This window comes from Sphingomonas crusticola (genome assembly GCF_003391115.1).
GTDB classification, from domain to species: Bacteria; Pseudomonadota; Alphaproteobacteria; order Sphingomonadales; family Sphingomonadaceae; genus Sphingomonas_I; species Sphingomonas_I crusticola.
The window spans coordinates 2,915,231-2,930,002 of record NZ_QTJP01000001.1; the positions used below are offsets into that span (position 1 = coordinate 2,915,231).

The window sequence follows — 14,772 nt, forward strand, 5'->3', positions numbered from 1 at the left end:
GGCGGGATCGGAGCGGAGAGCGGGACATGGGCAGCAGGCAATGGTCGCGTCGGCAATTGCTGGCGACGGGAGCTGCGGTGGGCGGCTGTGTCGGCCTCGCTTTGCCGGCATCGGGCGCGACCGAACGCAACGACGTCGTGCTTCAGTCGAATGTCATGGTCGCCATGCGCGACGGCATCTTGCTCGCGACCGATATCTACCGGCCGGCGCAGGGCGATGCGCCGCTGCCGGGGCGGTTCCCGGTCGTGCTGATGCGCACGCCTTATGATAAAACCGCCGACAAGGACGGCCGTTTCTTCGCCGCGCGCGGATATGTCGTCGTCTATCAGGACTGCCGCGGCACATCCCGTTCGCAGGGGCGGCTCGTCAAATATCTCGACGACGGCAAGGACGGCTTTGACACCTGTAGCTGGATCGTCGCTCAGCCGTGGTGCAACGGCAAGATCGGGACGATGGGCTCGTCCTACATGGCGCACACGCAAGGCGCGATGGCGAGCGCGGGTGCGCCCGGCCTGGCGGCGATGGTGTTCGATTGCGGCGGCTTCTCGAACGCTTACCAGGACGGCATCCGGCAGGGCGGTGCGTTCGAACTGAAGCAGGTGACGTGGGCGCTGTCGGCAATGGTCGACAGCCCCGAACTGGCCAAGGATCCGGCGCGCCGCGCCGCGGCCAAGGCGATCGATGCAAAGGCCTGGTTCGAGAGCATGCCGTGGAAGCGCGGCCAGAGCCCGATGAGCTTGGTGCCATCGATCGAGGATTTCGTCTACGCGCAATGGGAGCATGGCCGCTTCGACGATTATTGGAAGCAGATCGGCATCTACGCAGCCGGCTATTATGACCGGTTTCCCGACATTCCGACGCTGCACATCTCCTCCTGGTACGACCCTTATCCCCGGGCCGCGACCGAGAATTACATGGCGCTGTCGCGCGCCAAGAAGGGACCGACGCGACTGATCCTGGGGCCATGGACCCATACGGCGAAGACGGTCAGCCACTCGGGCGATGTCGAATTCGGCCCGAATGCGCTTTTCGAAGGCGCGGCCGGCGAGGATTATCTGACGCTGCGGCTGCAATGGTTTGATCACTATCTGCGCGGCCTTGCGGCGCCGGTGGCAAGCGAGCCAGCGGTGCGCGTGTTCGTAATGGGCGGCGGCAGCGGCCGACGCGACAGCCAGGGTCGGCTCGACCACGGCGGGCGCTGGCGGTCGGAAAAGGATTGGCCGCTTCCAACCGCCCGATTGACGCCAATGTATCTCCATCCGCGCGGCGGCTTGTCGGACCAGCCGCCGTCCGACCCTGTGGATCCGGTCAGCTATGATTTCGACCCGGCCAACCCGGTGCCGACCGTCGGCGGCACCGTCACCAATAACCAGCTGATGCTCGCCGGGGCCTATGACCAGCGCGAGGATGCGCGCTTCTTCGGGTCCAAGCCGCCTTACCTGCCGCTCGCGGCAAGGCCCGACGTGCTGGTGTTCCAAACGGACTGGCTCGATCAAGACGTGGAGGTGACGGGCGCGATCGATGCGAAGCTGTGGATCAGCTCGAGCGCCCCCGACACGGACTTCACTATCAAGCTGATCGACGTCTACCCTCCCAACGACGATTATCCCGACGGATTCGCGATGAACGTCACCGACGGGATCATGCGCGTTCGCTATCGTGACTCTTGGGAAAAGCCCAAGCTGCTCAAGGCAGGCGAAGTGGTGCCGATCACGGTTTCGGCATTCCCGACCTCGAACCTGTTCAAGCGGGGTCACCGCATCCGGCTCGATATCTCGTCGAGCAACTTCCCGCATTTCGACGTCAATCCGAATACCGGGGCTCCGGAAGGCGTCGGCCTTACGCGGCAGGTGGCACGCAACAGCATCTATATGGACGCGAAGCGGCCCTCCCACGTGCTGCTGCCCCTCATCCCGGCCCGCACTTGATTGAATAGGATATTAGCGACGATGCGAGCGAGCAGCAGCGCCAAGGCCGGCCGAGCCGGAAGCGACGAAATCGGGGTGGGTGAGGGTGCTCACCCGGCAACGACCCGGCAGACCGCGACCGCCGGTGATGTGTTGAGGGTGGCGAGCGGCAACCTGCTTGAAATGTACGATTTCATGATCTTCGGCTATTTCGCCGAGGCGATCGGCCGGGCCTATTTCCCGGCGGATGATGAGGTCGGAGCGCTGCTCAAGAGCCTTGCGACATTCGGCGTGGGCTTCCTGATGCGGCCGCTCGGCGCGGTCGTTCTGGGCAGTTACACCGATCGACACGGGCGCAGGGCGGGCCTGCTTCTCACTCTGTCGCTCATGAGCGTCGGCATCATCATCCTGACGCTGACGCCTGGCTACGTGGCGATCGGCCTCGCTGCGCCATTCCTGGTGCTGGTTGGACGGCTGGTGCAGGGCTTTTCGGCCGGTGCCGAACTCGGCAATGTGTCGGTTTATCTGGCGGAAATGGCGCCTCCCGATGCCAAGGGTTTTTTCGTGTCCTGGCAGTCTGCGTCGCAGCAGGTTGCCGTGATGCTTGCGGCCGCCATCGGCTTCGCGCTCGCCTCCCTGCTGACGCCGGAGCAGATTTTGGATTGGGGCTGGCGCGTGCCGCTCGGGATCGGTTGCTTGATCGTTCCTGTCATATTCCTGCTCCGCCGGGGCTTGCGCGAGGTCCATGGCTTTGCGACGCAGGTGCGACCGCAACGTACAACCGGCGCGATCCTGCGCGATTTGTGGGGAAGCAGCGGCCGCGTCATGATCGGCATGGCGCTGGTGCTGATGACCACCGTCAGCTTCTATATGATCACCGCCTACACGCCCACCTTCGGCAAGGCGCTTCATCTCACGTCCCGCGACAGCCTGATCGTCACCGCCTGCGTTGGCCTGTCGAACCTGTTGTGGCTGCCTTTGATGGGGGCCTTCTCCGATCGCATCGGGCGCAAGCCGATCTTGGTCACGTGCACGCTTCTCGCCATCGCCACTGCCTACCCAGCAATGTCCTGGCTCGCCGCGTCCCCCTCCATGACAAAGTTGCTTCTCGTGGAGCTCTGGCTGTCCTTCCTCTACGCCAGCTATAACGGCGCGATGGTGGTCTATCTGACGGAGGTCGTGCCGGCGCATGTCCGCGCGTCGGGTTTCAGCCTAGCCTACAGCCTCGCCACCGCGGTCGGCGGCTTCACACCCTTCATGGCGACATGGCTGATCAAGGAAACCGGCAACGTGGCGATACCTGGCGCATGGCTTTCCGGTGCCGCCGCCATCAGTCTGATCGCGGCGTTGTCGAGCACGCCTGCCGGCGTGCGATCGAATGAGGGTGCGATGGGAGTGCGCGCTCCAATCCCATCCTAGAATTTCGTGCGCACCGTCAGGCCCCATGTACGGGGTTCGCCTAGGAAAGCACCATAGAGCTGGGTCGAGGACGCGCCGAATGCGGTCACTTGCCCGACGGTGCCGCCACCCTGCAAAGGTTCGCTGAAGGCGATCTGCTTGTAGTTGCGGTCGAACAGATTTTGCGCCCACAATTCGATCGCCCAACGCGCATCGTCGCGGCTGAGCCCGAGCCGCGCGTTGAAGAGCGCGAAGCCGCCCTGCGCTTTCTCCACGAACAGGTCGGACCCGGTGTTGATCCCACTCTGGTGGCGGATATCGGCATGGAGAAGCGCCCTGAGCCGTCCACTGACGGCGGGCGTCCAGCTCGCCGATCCCGTCCAGGTATAGGCCGGCGCGTTCGACAGGCGATGGCCCGGCAGCAGGAAGAGATTGGGCTGGAGTGAATTGTTGCCGGACACCGGATCCGGCGAACCGACCAGATCGTGACGGTAGCGCGTGTCGGCATAGGTGAAGCCGGCGTCGAGGCGGACGTCACTCACGGGGTGGGCGCTCGCCTCGATCTCGACGCCGCGGGAGGCCACCCCGCTGCGCGTCTCGGAACAGGCCGAATTGCCGGCGACGGCGTCGCTGTCGGCATTGCGGAGATCGTCTTTGCAGCCGCGGATATTGCTGACGAAGAAATTGAGCCCGTTGAAGGTGTTGAGCTGGAAGTCGCGGAACTGCTCGTGGAACAAGGCGACGTTCACCGCGACGGCGCGCCCGTCATATTTGGCGCCCAATTCCCAGGCGTCGACGCGCTCCGGCTTGAACCCGAGGGAGCCGAAACTGGTGCTGCCCAGCGTCGCCGAATTGAACAGTGCCGCGCGGTCGAGGTTGAACCCGCCCGCCTTGTAGCCGCGGGCATAGCTTGCATAGGTCAGCATGTTTCCTGCCGGCTTGTAGCTCAGCACGGCGGTCCCCGACCATTCGCCCTCGTGGCGGCGCGCGGCAAAGCTGCCATTGGCATTGTTGACCACGCAGGCAAGCCCCGTGAAGGGCGCCAGCACCGAATTGGCGAGGGTTGCGGCGAGGCCGGCGATCGCCGGATTGAGCCCGCCATTGCCGGCCGGATTGGCCGCCGCAGCCGCCGCCAGTGCGCGCAGGCGGGTGAGGTTGGCCGCATAGACCCCGCAGCCGCTGTTCGAAGTCAGATCAGCACCGAGATGCTTGCGATCGTCGGTGTAGCGCGCGCCCAGCGTGACTGAGAGGCTGTCGGTCAGCCCGACGATATTGTGGGTGAAGAGCGCAAGATTACGGTCGCGCTGGCGGTAATGATCCAGCTCGCCGGTGCCGTTGAGCACCACATTCTGGACCTGGCTGGCGACGGCGTTGGCCACTGCCGGCCGCGATCCGACGGGAACGGCAGGCGTTGCCGCCAGCTGCGCGGCTGCGAACGCTTGCGCGAAACCGTTGAGGTCGGCGAAGCCAAAGGCGGGGAAGGTGGCGAAGTTCGGGCCAGCGGTGCCGATGCGCGCTGCGGCAAACCCCTCGAAGTCGAGCCCGTAGCTCTGATTGTCGGCATAGGTCAGCCGCTCATGGGCGTAATATGCGCCGACCAGCCAATCGAGCCGGTCGTCGAATGCCTTGCCCTGCAGCCGCACTTCGTGGGTGAAGGTGCGGAAGCGGGTGAAGCCGCTGCCGTCACTCGACCGCACGAGCAGGTCGAGATTGCCGAAATCAGCGTCCTGGCCCTTGATGAACTTGTTGCCGCGATAGGCGGTGATGAAGGTCAGTTGGGCAGTTCCGATATTGCCGTGAAGCTCGGCGGAGACGCCGCCATCGGTCACGTCCTGCCGGAAGCTGCGGCCCGGCGTAAGCGCCACCTTGCGGGCGAACGTATCGTCCAGAACCCGGCCCGCGCCAGCGCTCGGCACCGCCGAGAGCGTGCGGCCGAGGATCGCCTCGATCGAGGAGGGGCCATAGAGCGGCTGGCCGCCTGGCCGACCCGGCGTCGAGCTGGTGACGTCGGCTGCGGGCAGATAGGGGCCGACGCAGCATTCCTCGTTGCGCCTGGAAAAATCGGCCGAGACGAGCAGCGAGAGACTGTCGGTCGGCTTGTAGAGCAATTTACCGCGGACCAGCCAGCGATCGCGATTCTGCAGGTGGCGGCCGGAGATGACGTCCTCGATGAAGCCGCGGCGCTTCTGCCAGACACCGTCGAGGCGATAAGCGAGGCTGGATGAAAGCGGCCCGGTCAAGCCTGCACCAAGGCGGCGATAGGCATGGTTGCCGACGCTCACCTCGCCATATTCCGACTGAGCGAAGTCGGGGCGGGCAGTGACGATGTTGATCAGCCCGGCGGAAGCGTTGCGGCCGAACAGCGTGCCCTGCGGCCCGCGCAACACCTCGATGCGCTGAAGCGGGCCGAGCTCGGTCAGCGCCACGCCGACGCGGCTGCGGTAGACGCCATCGACGAAGGTCGCGACCGAGCTTTCCAGACCAGCATTGTCGCCGACCGTGCCGATGCCACGGATGCGCGCGCCGCCGCCGCCCGCCTCCGACGAAGTCGACGATACCAGCAGCGATGGAACGAGTTGGTTGAGCTGCCGGATGTCGGTAGCGCCGGTCTCGGCCAGCCGTTTCGCCGTCACGGCGGAGACCGCGATCGGCACATCCGCCAGGAGACTGGCGCGCCGCGTGGCGGTGACCACCACGTCGCGCGCATCCGGTGCCGCAGTGGGAGCTATCCTTGTCTGTGGCCATGCGGCTGTCGCGCCGGCGACGATGGCGAACAAGATCGGGGGTTGCAGACGCATCTTAAGTCCCAAGTAATTGCATCCCCACCCTCCCCCGGGGACGATGGGGCGCCCCCACGGCGGCCGTTGTCGCGAAGGATCTTCTCCCAGCGGAGCTTCGGAACACACATTGATGCTCTTACGAGCATGGCATCATGGCCGAGATTGAGCTGCCGCCTTCAGCCGCTGGCAAGATAGCTGAGCTTGAGCCATTCCACCGCGAGCGCAGGCTTGGGCTCTCCTTCGATCTCCATGATCACGGCCCAGCGTGTCACTACTTGATCGATCCCGCGCGAATTCACCTCGAGGAGCGTGAACACACCTCGCACACGCGCGCCCGATTTCACTGGCGTGATGAAACGCAGCCGGTCGAGCCCGTAATTCAGCGACATGTCGGACCCGGCCAATGCCGGCACGACATCCTCGGCCATGCGCGACAACATCGACATTGTCAGGAAGCCATGCGCGATCGTGCTCCCGAGCGGGGTCTGTGCAGCCCGTTCGAGGTCGACATGAATGAATTCGTGATCTTCGGTGAGATCGGCAAACCCGTCTATCCGCTGCTGATCAAGCGTGAGCCACGCTGATTGCCCGATCACCTGCCCAATGCGCGCCTGCAGATCTTGCAAGGTGACAGCGGTCATCGGAAGCTTCGCCGGTTGGTCATTTTCCGCATCCTAAATCAGCCCTTCATAGGAACCGCCGTCGAGTTGAAGATTCTGACCCGAGATGAAGCTGGCCTGTGCGCTGCACAGGAAAGCGCAGGCCGCGCCAAATTCGGCCGGACGACCCAGCCGCTTGGCGGAGATATTTGCCGCCATCTGCTCGCGCGCCTCGTCGCGTGTAATTCCCTGCTCGCGGATCATTCGCTGCGCCATGAATTCCTGGCGCGGCGTGTCCATGCGTTCGGGCAGCAGGTTGTTGATCGTGACATTGTCCGCGGCAGCTTCATGCGAGATCGACTTGCAGACCGCGGTCAGACCCGCCCGGCCCGCGCTCGATAATCCCATGATCGGGTGCGGCGCCTTCACCATCGCGGACGTGATGTTGATGATGCGTCCGAATTTGCGGGCGCGCATGTGCGGCAGGAGTTCGCGAATGATCAGGATCGGCGCGAGCAGGCTCGCCTCGAGGGCGGAAATCCACACGTCGCGGTCCCAATCGCCAATGCGCCCCGGCGGTGGGCCGGCATTGTTGGTCACGAGGATATCGGCATCGGGGCAGGCACCAACCAAGGCGCCACGCCCTTCGTCCGTCATCAGATCGGCGACGATGATCGCGACGTCACCGCCGGTGCGTTCGCGCAAATCGCCGGCCGCGCGCTCCAGTTTCGCCGCATCACGTCCATTGATGGTCACGCCGCAACCCTCGGCGAGGAGCGCTTCGGCACATGCGAAGCCGAGGCCTTGTGACGATGCGCAGACGAGCGCCTTTTTGCCCTTTATGCCGAGATCCATATCTGGTCCTTTCCGGTGCGTCAGGCGTTCCAGCCCACCATCTGGTTGCGCAATATGCCCAGCGTCTCGATCTCGACTTCCACGACATCGCCCACCTTCAGCGCTTCGCGCGGCTCGCGTGAGAAGCCGACGCCGGCCGGCGTCCCGGTTGCGATCACATCACCGGGATGGAGCGTCAGCGCCTCGCTCAGATAAGCGACAATTTCGGCAACAGAGCGGATCATCGCGGAGGTACTGCTCTGCTGCACAAGCCGGCCATTCACCCGTGTGGTCAGGTCGAGCCCGGCGACCGGATCACCGGCCTCGTCGCGGGTGACGAGCGTCCCAAGCGGCCCGGTCGCATCTGAATTCTTGCCCAAGGTCCATTGTGGCGAATGAAGCTGATAGGTGCGTGCGCTGATATCGTTGAAGCATGCATATCCCAGCACCGCGTCCAGCGCCCGCTCGGGCGTCACGCGGGCGGCGGAGCGGCCGATCACCGCGGCAAGTTCTCCTTCCCAATCCATCCAGTCCTCAACCGCTGGAACAGGCGTGCCGTGGGCGGCAAGCGAAGCGGGCCAGCGGCCGATTACCGCAGGCCGCTCGGGAACCGCCATCGCCGCCTCTTCGGCATGCGCCTTATAATTGAGCCCGATGCACACGACGCGCGCGCTCGGCGGCGCGAGTGGGAGCAGCGTCAGATCCAGCGTCTTGAGCGGGAAATCGGTAACGGAGCGCGCGCGCTCCACCCACCCGTCAACATCGCCCCAGAATTCGCCGCGCGAGGCAAGCTCGGCGCAGCCGTTATCCCGATCGAGCACCCCGACTTGGGCCTCATTGCCGCGCTGATAGGCGATAAGCCGCATTCAATCTCTCCCTTTGCTCCCGCCTTCAAGCAGAACCAAAAACTTTCTGCAAACGTATTCTGCTTTTCGACTTGTTGCGGCGAAATTGGCGAACGCTGCCGAGTAGGTAGTGCGTGCAAACGGCTGCAGAATTGAGCTGTTGGAACTCGCTCGGGTCCAGTTTAAGACAAGGTTTGCAAGCAGGCCGACAGCCGCGGGGGATTGGTGAGCGAGAACGAGCCGGGACGTAAAGCGATGGCCACCATCAAGGACGTCGCGAACGCCCTGGGAATCGCTTACTCTACGGTTTCACGGGCGCTGAACGATCATCCTCACACCAGTGAGGCGATGAAGAAGCGTGTGCGCGACGCAGCCATAGCGATGGGCTATGTTCCCAATACCGCTGCGCGCCTGATGCGCGGATCACCGGGCATGCAGATCGGCCTGATCGTGCCCGATATCCAGAATTACTCGCTGTTCGCCACGTGCGCGAAGGTGCTCGCTGATCATTGCAGCAAGCTTGGTTATCAGCTCGTCCTCTCCATCTCGGACGACAACCCCGAAACCGAATTGCGTCATGTCCAGGCCATGCGCGAAGCGCAGGTCGCCGGCCTCGTCATAGCAGCAAGCGCCGGCACCTTGCCGGAAACCAAGCGGCTGCTGGCGGCCGTCCCGGCAGTGCAGCTCGCGCTGCGCAATAACGACCTCAATATTCCGTCCGTGACGACCGAGGACCATGAAGGTTTCCACAGCGCGGCGCGCTATCTTATCCAGCTCGGCCACCGCCGGATTGCCTTCCTCGGCGGGCCCGGCGCGCTGACCACGTCCGCTAACCGCGTCGCCGGCGTGAAAGCTGCGATGGTGGAGGAGGCAATCCCGATCGATGAAAGCTTGCTGGTAAGCGTACCGTTGCGCGCCGATGCGGCCCGCACGGCCACGAGTGCGCTATTACAGCTGCGCCAGCCGCCGACGGCTATCATCGCGGGCAACTCGGTGCTCGCGGTGGGAGCGCTCGACGCCATCTCCAGAGCGGGCGCTAAAGTGCCCAAGGCGCTTTCGTTCATTGGGTGTGGCGATGGCGATCTGTTCCGGTTGTGGGGCCCGGGCGTAACCACCCTAAACGCACCGCTCGAGTGGGTGAGCGAAACCGCCTTCTCGCTACTCCAGGCCCAGATCGCCGACCCGCTGAACAAGGCCGATGGCAAGACCCGGCTGGCCATGGGGTATGATCTGATCCTCCGGGGCACCACCGCTCCCGCCTCTTGAGGCCCGCCGGGCGCTTTCCCGGCCGCTGGCCGCTCCCCTAAAAAAACTAGACCGCCCCGTTTACATCATCGCGGCGCTTCTATAATGCTTCGACAAACGTTTGCAGTTCGCTGCGTGAAATCGGGGCTTTCATGCGAATTTCGCTCACCTTTGACAACGGTCCTACCCCGCAAATCACGCCTGCGGTTCTGGATACGCTTGCTCGAAGAGGCGTGCGCGCGACCTTTTTCCTGGTCGGCAGCAATCTCGCTGGTCGTGAAGCGCGCAGCATCGCCGAGCGCGCCCACGATGAGGGGCATCAGCTCGGCAATCACTCCTACACGCACACCACGCCGCTCGGGCTGATGCCCGACCCCCTCGACGCGGTGGCAGAAGTCATCCGGGCGGAAGGCGCGCTCGGATGCCTGGCCGGCGACCAGCGATTGTTCCGGCCGTTCGGCCGCGCGACCATCGGCCACCACCTGCTCAATCGGCAGGTGTGGGAATATCTCGAGCGGCATAATTATACCTGCGTGGTCTGGAACGTCATCTGCCGCGAATGGGAGCGGCCGGATGCGTGGATGGCGCCGGCGCTTGAGCTGTGCCGGCAACATGAATGGGCCGTGCCGGTGCTGCATGATCTGCCGACCGGCGCCATGCAGCAGCTCGACACATTTCTGGGCATGCTGATTGATGAAGGGGTCACCTTCTCGCAGGATTTTCCGGTGGATTGCACGCCGATCCGGGCGGGTCGCGCCACGCGTCCGGTGGCCGACCTGGTGCCAATCGATGCATGACCGGTGCCGCCGCCGGCATCGCTGCCACGCGCCTCGCGCGAATGGCGGTTAGCCATGTATCCACTCGCCGAAGGCCTCTTCGCCGCGGAAAATTGCTGGTATGTCGCGGCCTGGTCGAATGAGATCACACGCGCACCGATGGAGCGCTGGTTCCTAGATCGACCGGTCGTTCTGTATCGCGATGCGAAAGGGAGCCCGGTCGCGCTGTCCGGCCACTGTCCCCACCGCCACTTCCCGCTCGCGCGCGGCATCGTCGAAGGCGACAATATTCGTTGCGGTTATCACGGACAGACATTCGCCCCGGACGGCACATGCGTGAGCGTCCCCGGGCAGAAAACAGTGCCTGCTGCCTGCCATATCAATCGCTATCCGGTCGCGGAGCGCTGGCAGTGGGTCTGGATCTGGATGGGGGATCCGGAACTGGCCGACGCGAGCCTGATCCCTGACCACATGCTGCTCGGGCTGGGCGATCCTCAGAGCGAGATGGTTTGCGGCATTCACCACCTCGTACGCTGCCGGTACATGGCGTTGCACGACAATCTCGCTGACCTGACCCATCTCAGTTTTCTGCACCAAAGCAGCATCGGATCGGACGATATCGGATCCGCCGAAGAAGTGAGGCATCGCGGCGCCGACTGGATCGGCAGTCACCGCACCCTTAAGCGCCAACCTTGCCCGCCCTTTTTTGGTGACATGTTGGGCTATGACGGGCGGGTCGACCGTGCGTTCGGCCTGACACTGATCTGTCCTTCGTTGCACGTGGGCTATGATCGCTTCGACCGCACCGCGGCGCCGGGCGCGCCCGACACCGAGCGCCATCTCGCGACATTCCGTATCTATCACGCGATCACCCCAGCCACGCGCAACACGACCCATTATTTCTTCGCCAGCGGACGCGACTTCGCCTTGGGAAATGCCGATTTCTCGGCAGCGCTCAGGCAGGCTGGGCAGGCGGTCCTGGCTGAAGACATCATCGCAGTCGAGGCGCTCGAGCAGATGGTCGCAGCGCTGCCGGCGGAACCGCAGGACTACCACGTCCAGACCGACACGACCGCTCTGTTCGCGCGCCGCATCTTCGAGGATTTCATAAGGCACGATCGCGCTGCGGCACCGCATCGGCAGAGCGCGACCCGCGACGGGCTCGTGCAGCTGTTCGCCGACCCCAGCAGGGATCGCGCCGAACTGCCGGAACCAACCACCTCCTTGCCATGACCGGGGAACGAGACGCATGACCGATCTGACTGGCGCGGCCGAGCCGCCCGGCGCGACCTACCTTAAATGGCTGACCGAGGGCGAGCTGCGGCTGCAATGGTGCACGTCGTGCGATCGCCAGATCTTTTATCCGCGCACGCTTTGCCCGCATTGCGGTGACATCTCGCTGGAATGGCGCCGCGCGAGCGGTGCCGGGCGGGTCTATTCGACCACCACCGTTCGCCAGCGACCGGATCGCGGCGGCGACTATAACGTAGCGATCGTCGAACTGACCGAGGGCGCGCGCATGTTGTCGCGGGTGGAAGGGGTGCCTCCGGCGGATGTCCACATTGGCATGGCTGTCGATGCCGCGATCATCCGCGAGAATGACGTGCCGCTCATCATCTTCAAGGCGGCCGAACTATGAGCGCGAACATCCGCGGCACGACCGCCGTGATCGGGGCCGGCCTGGCTGGCCTTGGCGACGCTTCCGGCTTCACGCATCTCGATCTGATCGGGATCGCTGCACACAAGGCGGTGACCGACGCCGGCCTGCGCATGACCGACATCGACGGGCTGTTCACGGCCAACATGGCCAACATCCTGCCGACATTGGCGGTAGGCGAGTATCTCGGCGTGTCGCCGAGCGTCGCCGTCGGCACCAACACCGGCGGCAATTCCTTCGTCGACCATCTCCTCTGGGCGGCGCTGGCGCTGCAGGCTGGCTTATGCACCTATGCACTCATCTGCTACGGCAGCACCCAGCGCAGCCGACCCGGACCGCCGCCCGATGCGCCGCCCTACGAGACGCCCTATCGGCCGCGCGAGCCGATCTCGTCCTATGCGCTTGCCTGCGCCCGCCACATGCACGAGTTCGGCACAACCCGCGCGCAACTGGCGTTGGTAGCGGTCTCGGCGCGCAAGTGGGCTCAACTCAATCCGGCCGCCTTCGCGCGCGATCCATTGACGATCGAGGATGTGCTGGCGAGCCGGATGATCTCGGATCCGCTGAGCCTGCTGGACTGCTGCCTCGTCACCGATGGGGCAGGCGCGGTCGTGCTCACCCGGGCGGATCGCGCGGCCGACCACCATGCTGCGCCGGTCTATCTGCTCGGCTGCGCCAGCGCGCAGACCCATCGGCAGATCAGCCAGATGCCGGACCTCACCGTGACCGCCGCCGCCCAGTCGGGGCCTCGCGCATTCGCGATGGCGGGGCTCAAACCGACCGATGTCGACGTGCTGCAACTCTACGATGCCTTCACGATCAACGTCCTCCTGTTCCTCGAGGACCTTGGCTTTTGTCGGAAGGGCGAGGCCGGGGCGCTGGTCGCCAGTGGCGCCATCGCTCCCGGTGGAGCGCTTCCGGTCAACACCAATGGCGGCGGCCTCGCCTGTGTCCATCCCGGCATGTACGGCATCTTCGCCATCATCGAGGCGGTCGAGCAGTTGCGTGGTGGCACAGGCCAGCGCCAGATCGAGGGCGCTCAGATCGCGCTGGCGCACGGCAATGGCGGCCTGCTTTCCGCCCAGACCACCGCTCTCTTCGGCACTCGGGCCACGCTCTAACCAGGAAGGAATGTCCGTGCGCGAGTTCAAGGTCGTCAATGAGTGTCAGGGGGTCGTGATCGCCGTCGAGGCCTCCCCGGGCACGCAGGTGGAGGAGGGCGACACGCTCATCCTGCTTGAATCGATGAAGATGGAGATCCCGGTTGCCGCCCCGCGAGCCGGTCGCGTCGGCACGATATCGGTCGCGATCGGCGACGTCGTTGCCGAGGATCAGCTGCTCGCGGTGCTCGAGTTAGACTGATGCGAAGGCTCGGCAAGATTCTGGTCGCCAACCGCGGCGAAATTGCGTGCCGGATCATGCGGTCCTGCCGCCTTCTGGGAAAACAGACGGTCGCAGTCTATTCGGAAGCCGACGTCGATGCACTGCATGTCACCATGGCCGATGAGGCGATCTGCATCGGGCCGGCCGCCGCGCGCGAAAGCTATCTACGCATCGATCATATAATCGAAGCCGCCCGATCCACCGGCGCCGACGCGATCCACCCGGGCTACGGTTTCTTATCCGAGAACGCGGATTTCGCCGACGCCTGCGCGGCCGCCGGCATCGCGTTCATCGGTCCGCCGGCGGACGCGATCCGGGCGATGGGGATGAAGGATCGCGCCAAGGATCTGGCATCCGCCGCCGGGCTTCCGATCCTGCCCAGCTACCAGGGGGAGGATCAAACGCCTGAGACATTGCAAGCGGCGGCAGAGAAGATCGGATGGCCGGTCTTCATCAAGGCGATAGCCGGCGGCGGCGGGCGCGGCATGCGGCGAGTGGACGGAGCCGACGCCTTTGCCGCGGCTTTGGCCTCAGCCCAGCGCGAGGCGACCAGCAGCTTCGGGGATCAGCGCGTGCTGCTCGAGAAATATCTTGAAAATCCGCGGCATGTCGAAGTCCAGGTGTTGGCTGACGGGCATGGCCATGTCGTCCATCTGTTCGACCGCGATTGTTCGATCCAACGGCGCCATCAGAAGATCGTCGAGGAGGCTCCCGCACCCTGGCTCGGGTCCGAAACGCGCGAGCGCATGCGCGAGGCAGCGATCGCGATCACGCGGGCGATCGACTATCGGGGCGTCGGCACGATCGAGTTCATCGTCGACGCGGGGGCGACCGGCGCCTTCTACTTCATGGAGATGAACACGCGGCTGCAGGTCGAGCATCCGGTGTCCGAGATGACGACCGGGCTCGATCTGGTCGAATGGCAAGTCCGCGTCGCCGAGGGCGAGGCCCTGCCGTTCGTTCAAGTCGACATTGCCGGACACGGCCATGCGATCGAGGTCCGGCTGTGCGCCGAGAATGTCGCGCGCAACTTCATGCCATCGCCAGGTCGGCTCGATGCGCTGGCCTTTCCATCCGCCGTCGATGGGGTGCGTATCGATTGCGGCGTGCGGGCGGGTGATACGATCTCCCCCTGGTACGACCCGATGATCGGCAAGCTGATCGTGTGGGGGGAGGATCGGCCGCACGCCGTCGAGCGCCTCGGCGCTGCGCTCGCGCAGTGCAGGATCGATGGCATCCCCAACAATCTCGATTTTCTCGGCAAGATCGTCGGCCACGCCGCATTCCGCGACGGGCCGATCGATACAGGTTTCGTCGAACGTCACCGCCACGAATTGATCTGAGCAGG

General features: G+C 64.6%; 13 protein-coding genes. 9 read left to right on the forward strand and 4 right to left on the reverse strand.

The annotated features are described in order from the left end of the window. The first annotated feature begins 26 nt into the window (after positions 1-26). Together DX905_RS13820 and tcuC are read left to right on the forward strand one after the other, a co-directional pair. Complete coding sequence (locus tag DX905_RS13820) at positions 27-1,928, forward strand: CocE/NonD family hydrolase (RefSeq protein WP_116091865.1); 1,902 nt, start codon at positions 27-29, stop codon at positions 1,926-1,928. A 21-nt stretch (positions 1,929-1,949) separates the two neighbouring features. Continuing rightward, on the forward strand, positions 1,950-3,326 hold the full coding sequence (gene tcuC, locus DX905_RS13825; RefSeq protein WP_116091866.1) for an MFS transporter: 1,377 nt from the start codon (positions 1,950-1,952) through the stop codon (positions 3,324-3,326). On the opposite strand, the gene DX905_RS13830 is transcribed toward tcuC, so the two are convergent. From DX905_RS13830 to DX905_RS13845, 4 genes are all read right to left on the reverse strand, one after another. Next, entirely contained in the window at positions 3,323-6,103 is a 2,781-nt protein-coding gene (locus tag DX905_RS13830; protein WP_116091867.1) for a TonB-dependent receptor, read from the reverse strand. The genes tcuC and DX905_RS13830 overlap by 4 nt on opposite strands. Before the next feature lie 158 nt (positions 6,104-6,261). Beyond that, positions 6,262-6,726, reverse strand: a complete 465-nt coding sequence (locus tag DX905_RS13835) for a MaoC family dehydratase (protein WP_116091868.1) — start codon at positions 6,724-6,726, stop codon at positions 6,262-6,264. A 33-nt stretch (positions 6,727-6,759) separates the two neighbouring features. Continuing rightward, the gene (locus DX905_RS13840) at positions 6,760-7,539 is read right to left on the reverse strand and encodes an SDR family oxidoreductase (RefSeq protein ID WP_116091869.1); all 780 of its coding nucleotides are present in this window, start codon (positions 7,537-7,539) and stop codon (positions 6,760-6,762) included. A gap of 20 nt (positions 7,540-7,559) precedes the next feature. Next, on the reverse strand, positions 7,560-8,384 hold the full coding sequence (locus tag DX905_RS13845; protein WP_116091870.1) for a fumarylacetoacetate hydrolase family protein: 825 nt from the start codon (positions 8,382-8,384) through the stop codon (positions 7,560-7,562). Between the two features lie 234 nt (positions 8,385-8,618). Between DX905_RS13845 and DX905_RS13850 the strand changes: the two genes are divergently transcribed. The 7 genes from DX905_RS13850 to DX905_RS13880 all read left to right on the forward strand — a co-directional run bounded on the left by DX905_RS13850 (position 8,619) and on the right by DX905_RS13880 (position 14,767). Beyond that, a complete protein-coding gene (locus DX905_RS13850) occupies positions 8,619-9,629 on the forward strand; it encodes a LacI family DNA-binding transcriptional regulator (protein ID WP_116091871.1) in 1,011 nt (336 codons plus the stop codon). 131 nt (positions 9,630-9,760) lie between these two features. Further along, complete coding sequence (locus tag DX905_RS13855) at positions 9,761-10,405, forward strand: polysaccharide deacetylase family protein (RefSeq protein ID WP_116091872.1); 645 nt, start codon at positions 9,761-9,763, stop codon at positions 10,403-10,405. Positions 10,406-10,459: 54 nt separating this feature from the next. Continuing rightward, positions 10,460-11,617, forward strand: coding sequence for an aromatic ring-hydroxylating oxygenase subunit alpha (locus DX905_RS13860; RefSeq protein WP_116091873.1), 1,158 nt, complete (start codon positions 10,460-10,462; stop codon positions 11,615-11,617). A gap of 16 nt (positions 11,618-11,633) precedes the next feature. Beyond that, positions 11,634-12,023: a Zn-ribbon domain-containing OB-fold protein gene (locus DX905_RS13865; protein ID WP_116091874.1), complete on the forward strand. Its 390-nt coding sequence runs from the start codon at positions 11,634-11,636 to the stop codon at positions 12,021-12,023. Continuing rightward, positions 12,020-13,162 carry an acetyl-CoA acetyltransferase gene (locus DX905_RS13870; protein WP_116091875.1) on the forward strand — a complete coding sequence of 381 codons (1,143 nt, stop codon included), beginning with the start codon at positions 12,020-12,022 and terminating at the stop codon, positions 13,160-13,162. Before DX905_RS13865 ends, DX905_RS13870 begins: the two co-directional genes overlap by 4 nt. A 16-nt stretch (positions 13,163-13,178) precedes the next feature. Beyond that, a complete protein-coding gene (locus tag DX905_RS13875; protein WP_205412264.1) occupies positions 13,179-13,403 on the forward strand; it encodes a biotin/lipoyl-binding carrier protein in 225 nt (74 codons plus the stop codon). Further along, positions 13,403-14,767, forward strand: a complete 1,365-nt coding sequence (locus DX905_RS13880) for an acetyl-CoA carboxylase biotin carboxylase subunit (protein ID WP_116091877.1) — start codon at positions 13,403-13,405, stop codon at positions 14,765-14,767. Before DX905_RS13875 ends, DX905_RS13880 begins: the two co-directional genes overlap by 1 nt. The last annotated feature ends 5 nt before the right edge of the window (positions 14,768-14,772 follow it).

Excerpts from the sequence above, each read along its gene's own strand:
- DX905_RS13820 (WP_116091865.1), top strand. The coding sequence starts at position 27 with ATGGGCAGCAGGCAATGGTCGCGTCGGCAATTGCTGGCGACGGGAGCT.
- tcuC (WP_116091866.1), top strand. The coding sequence starts at position 1,950 with ATGCGAGCGAGCAGCAGCGCCAAGGCCGGCCGAGCCGGAAGCGACGAA.
- DX905_RS13830 (WP_116091867.1), bottom strand. The coding sequence starts at position 6,103 with ATGCGTCTGCAACCCCCGATCTTGTTCGCCATCGTCGCCGGCGCGACA.
- DX905_RS13835 (WP_116091868.1), bottom strand. The coding sequence starts at position 6,726 with ATGACCGCTGTCACCTTGCAAGATCTGCAGGCGCGCATTGGGCAGGTG.
- DX905_RS13840 (WP_116091869.1), bottom strand. The coding sequence starts at position 7,539 with ATGGATCTCGGCATAAAGGGCAAAAAGGCGCTCGTCTGCGCATCGTCA.
- DX905_RS13845 (WP_116091870.1), bottom strand. The coding sequence starts at position 8,384 with ATGCGGCTTATCGCCTATCAGCGCGGCAATGAGGCCCAAGTCGGGGTG.
- DX905_RS13850 (WP_116091871.1), top strand. The coding sequence starts at position 8,619 with ATGGCCACCATCAAGGACGTCGCGAACGCCCTGGGAATCGCTTACTCT.
- DX905_RS13855 (WP_116091872.1), top strand. The coding sequence starts at position 9,761 with ATGCGAATTTCGCTCACCTTTGACAACGGTCCTACCCCGCAAATCACG.
- DX905_RS13860 (WP_116091873.1), top strand. The coding sequence starts at position 10,460 with ATGTATCCACTCGCCGAAGGCCTCTTCGCCGCGGAAAATTGCTGGTAT.
- DX905_RS13865 (WP_116091874.1), top strand. The coding sequence starts at position 11,634 with ATGACCGATCTGACTGGCGCGGCCGAGCCGCCCGGCGCGACCTACCTT.
- DX905_RS13870 (WP_116091875.1), top strand. The coding sequence starts at position 12,020 with ATGAGCGCGAACATCCGCGGCACGACCGCCGTGATCGGGGCCGGCCTG.
- DX905_RS13880 (WP_116091877.1), top strand. The coding sequence starts at position 13,403 with ATGCGAAGGCTCGGCAAGATTCTGGTCGCCAACCGCGGCGAAATTGCG.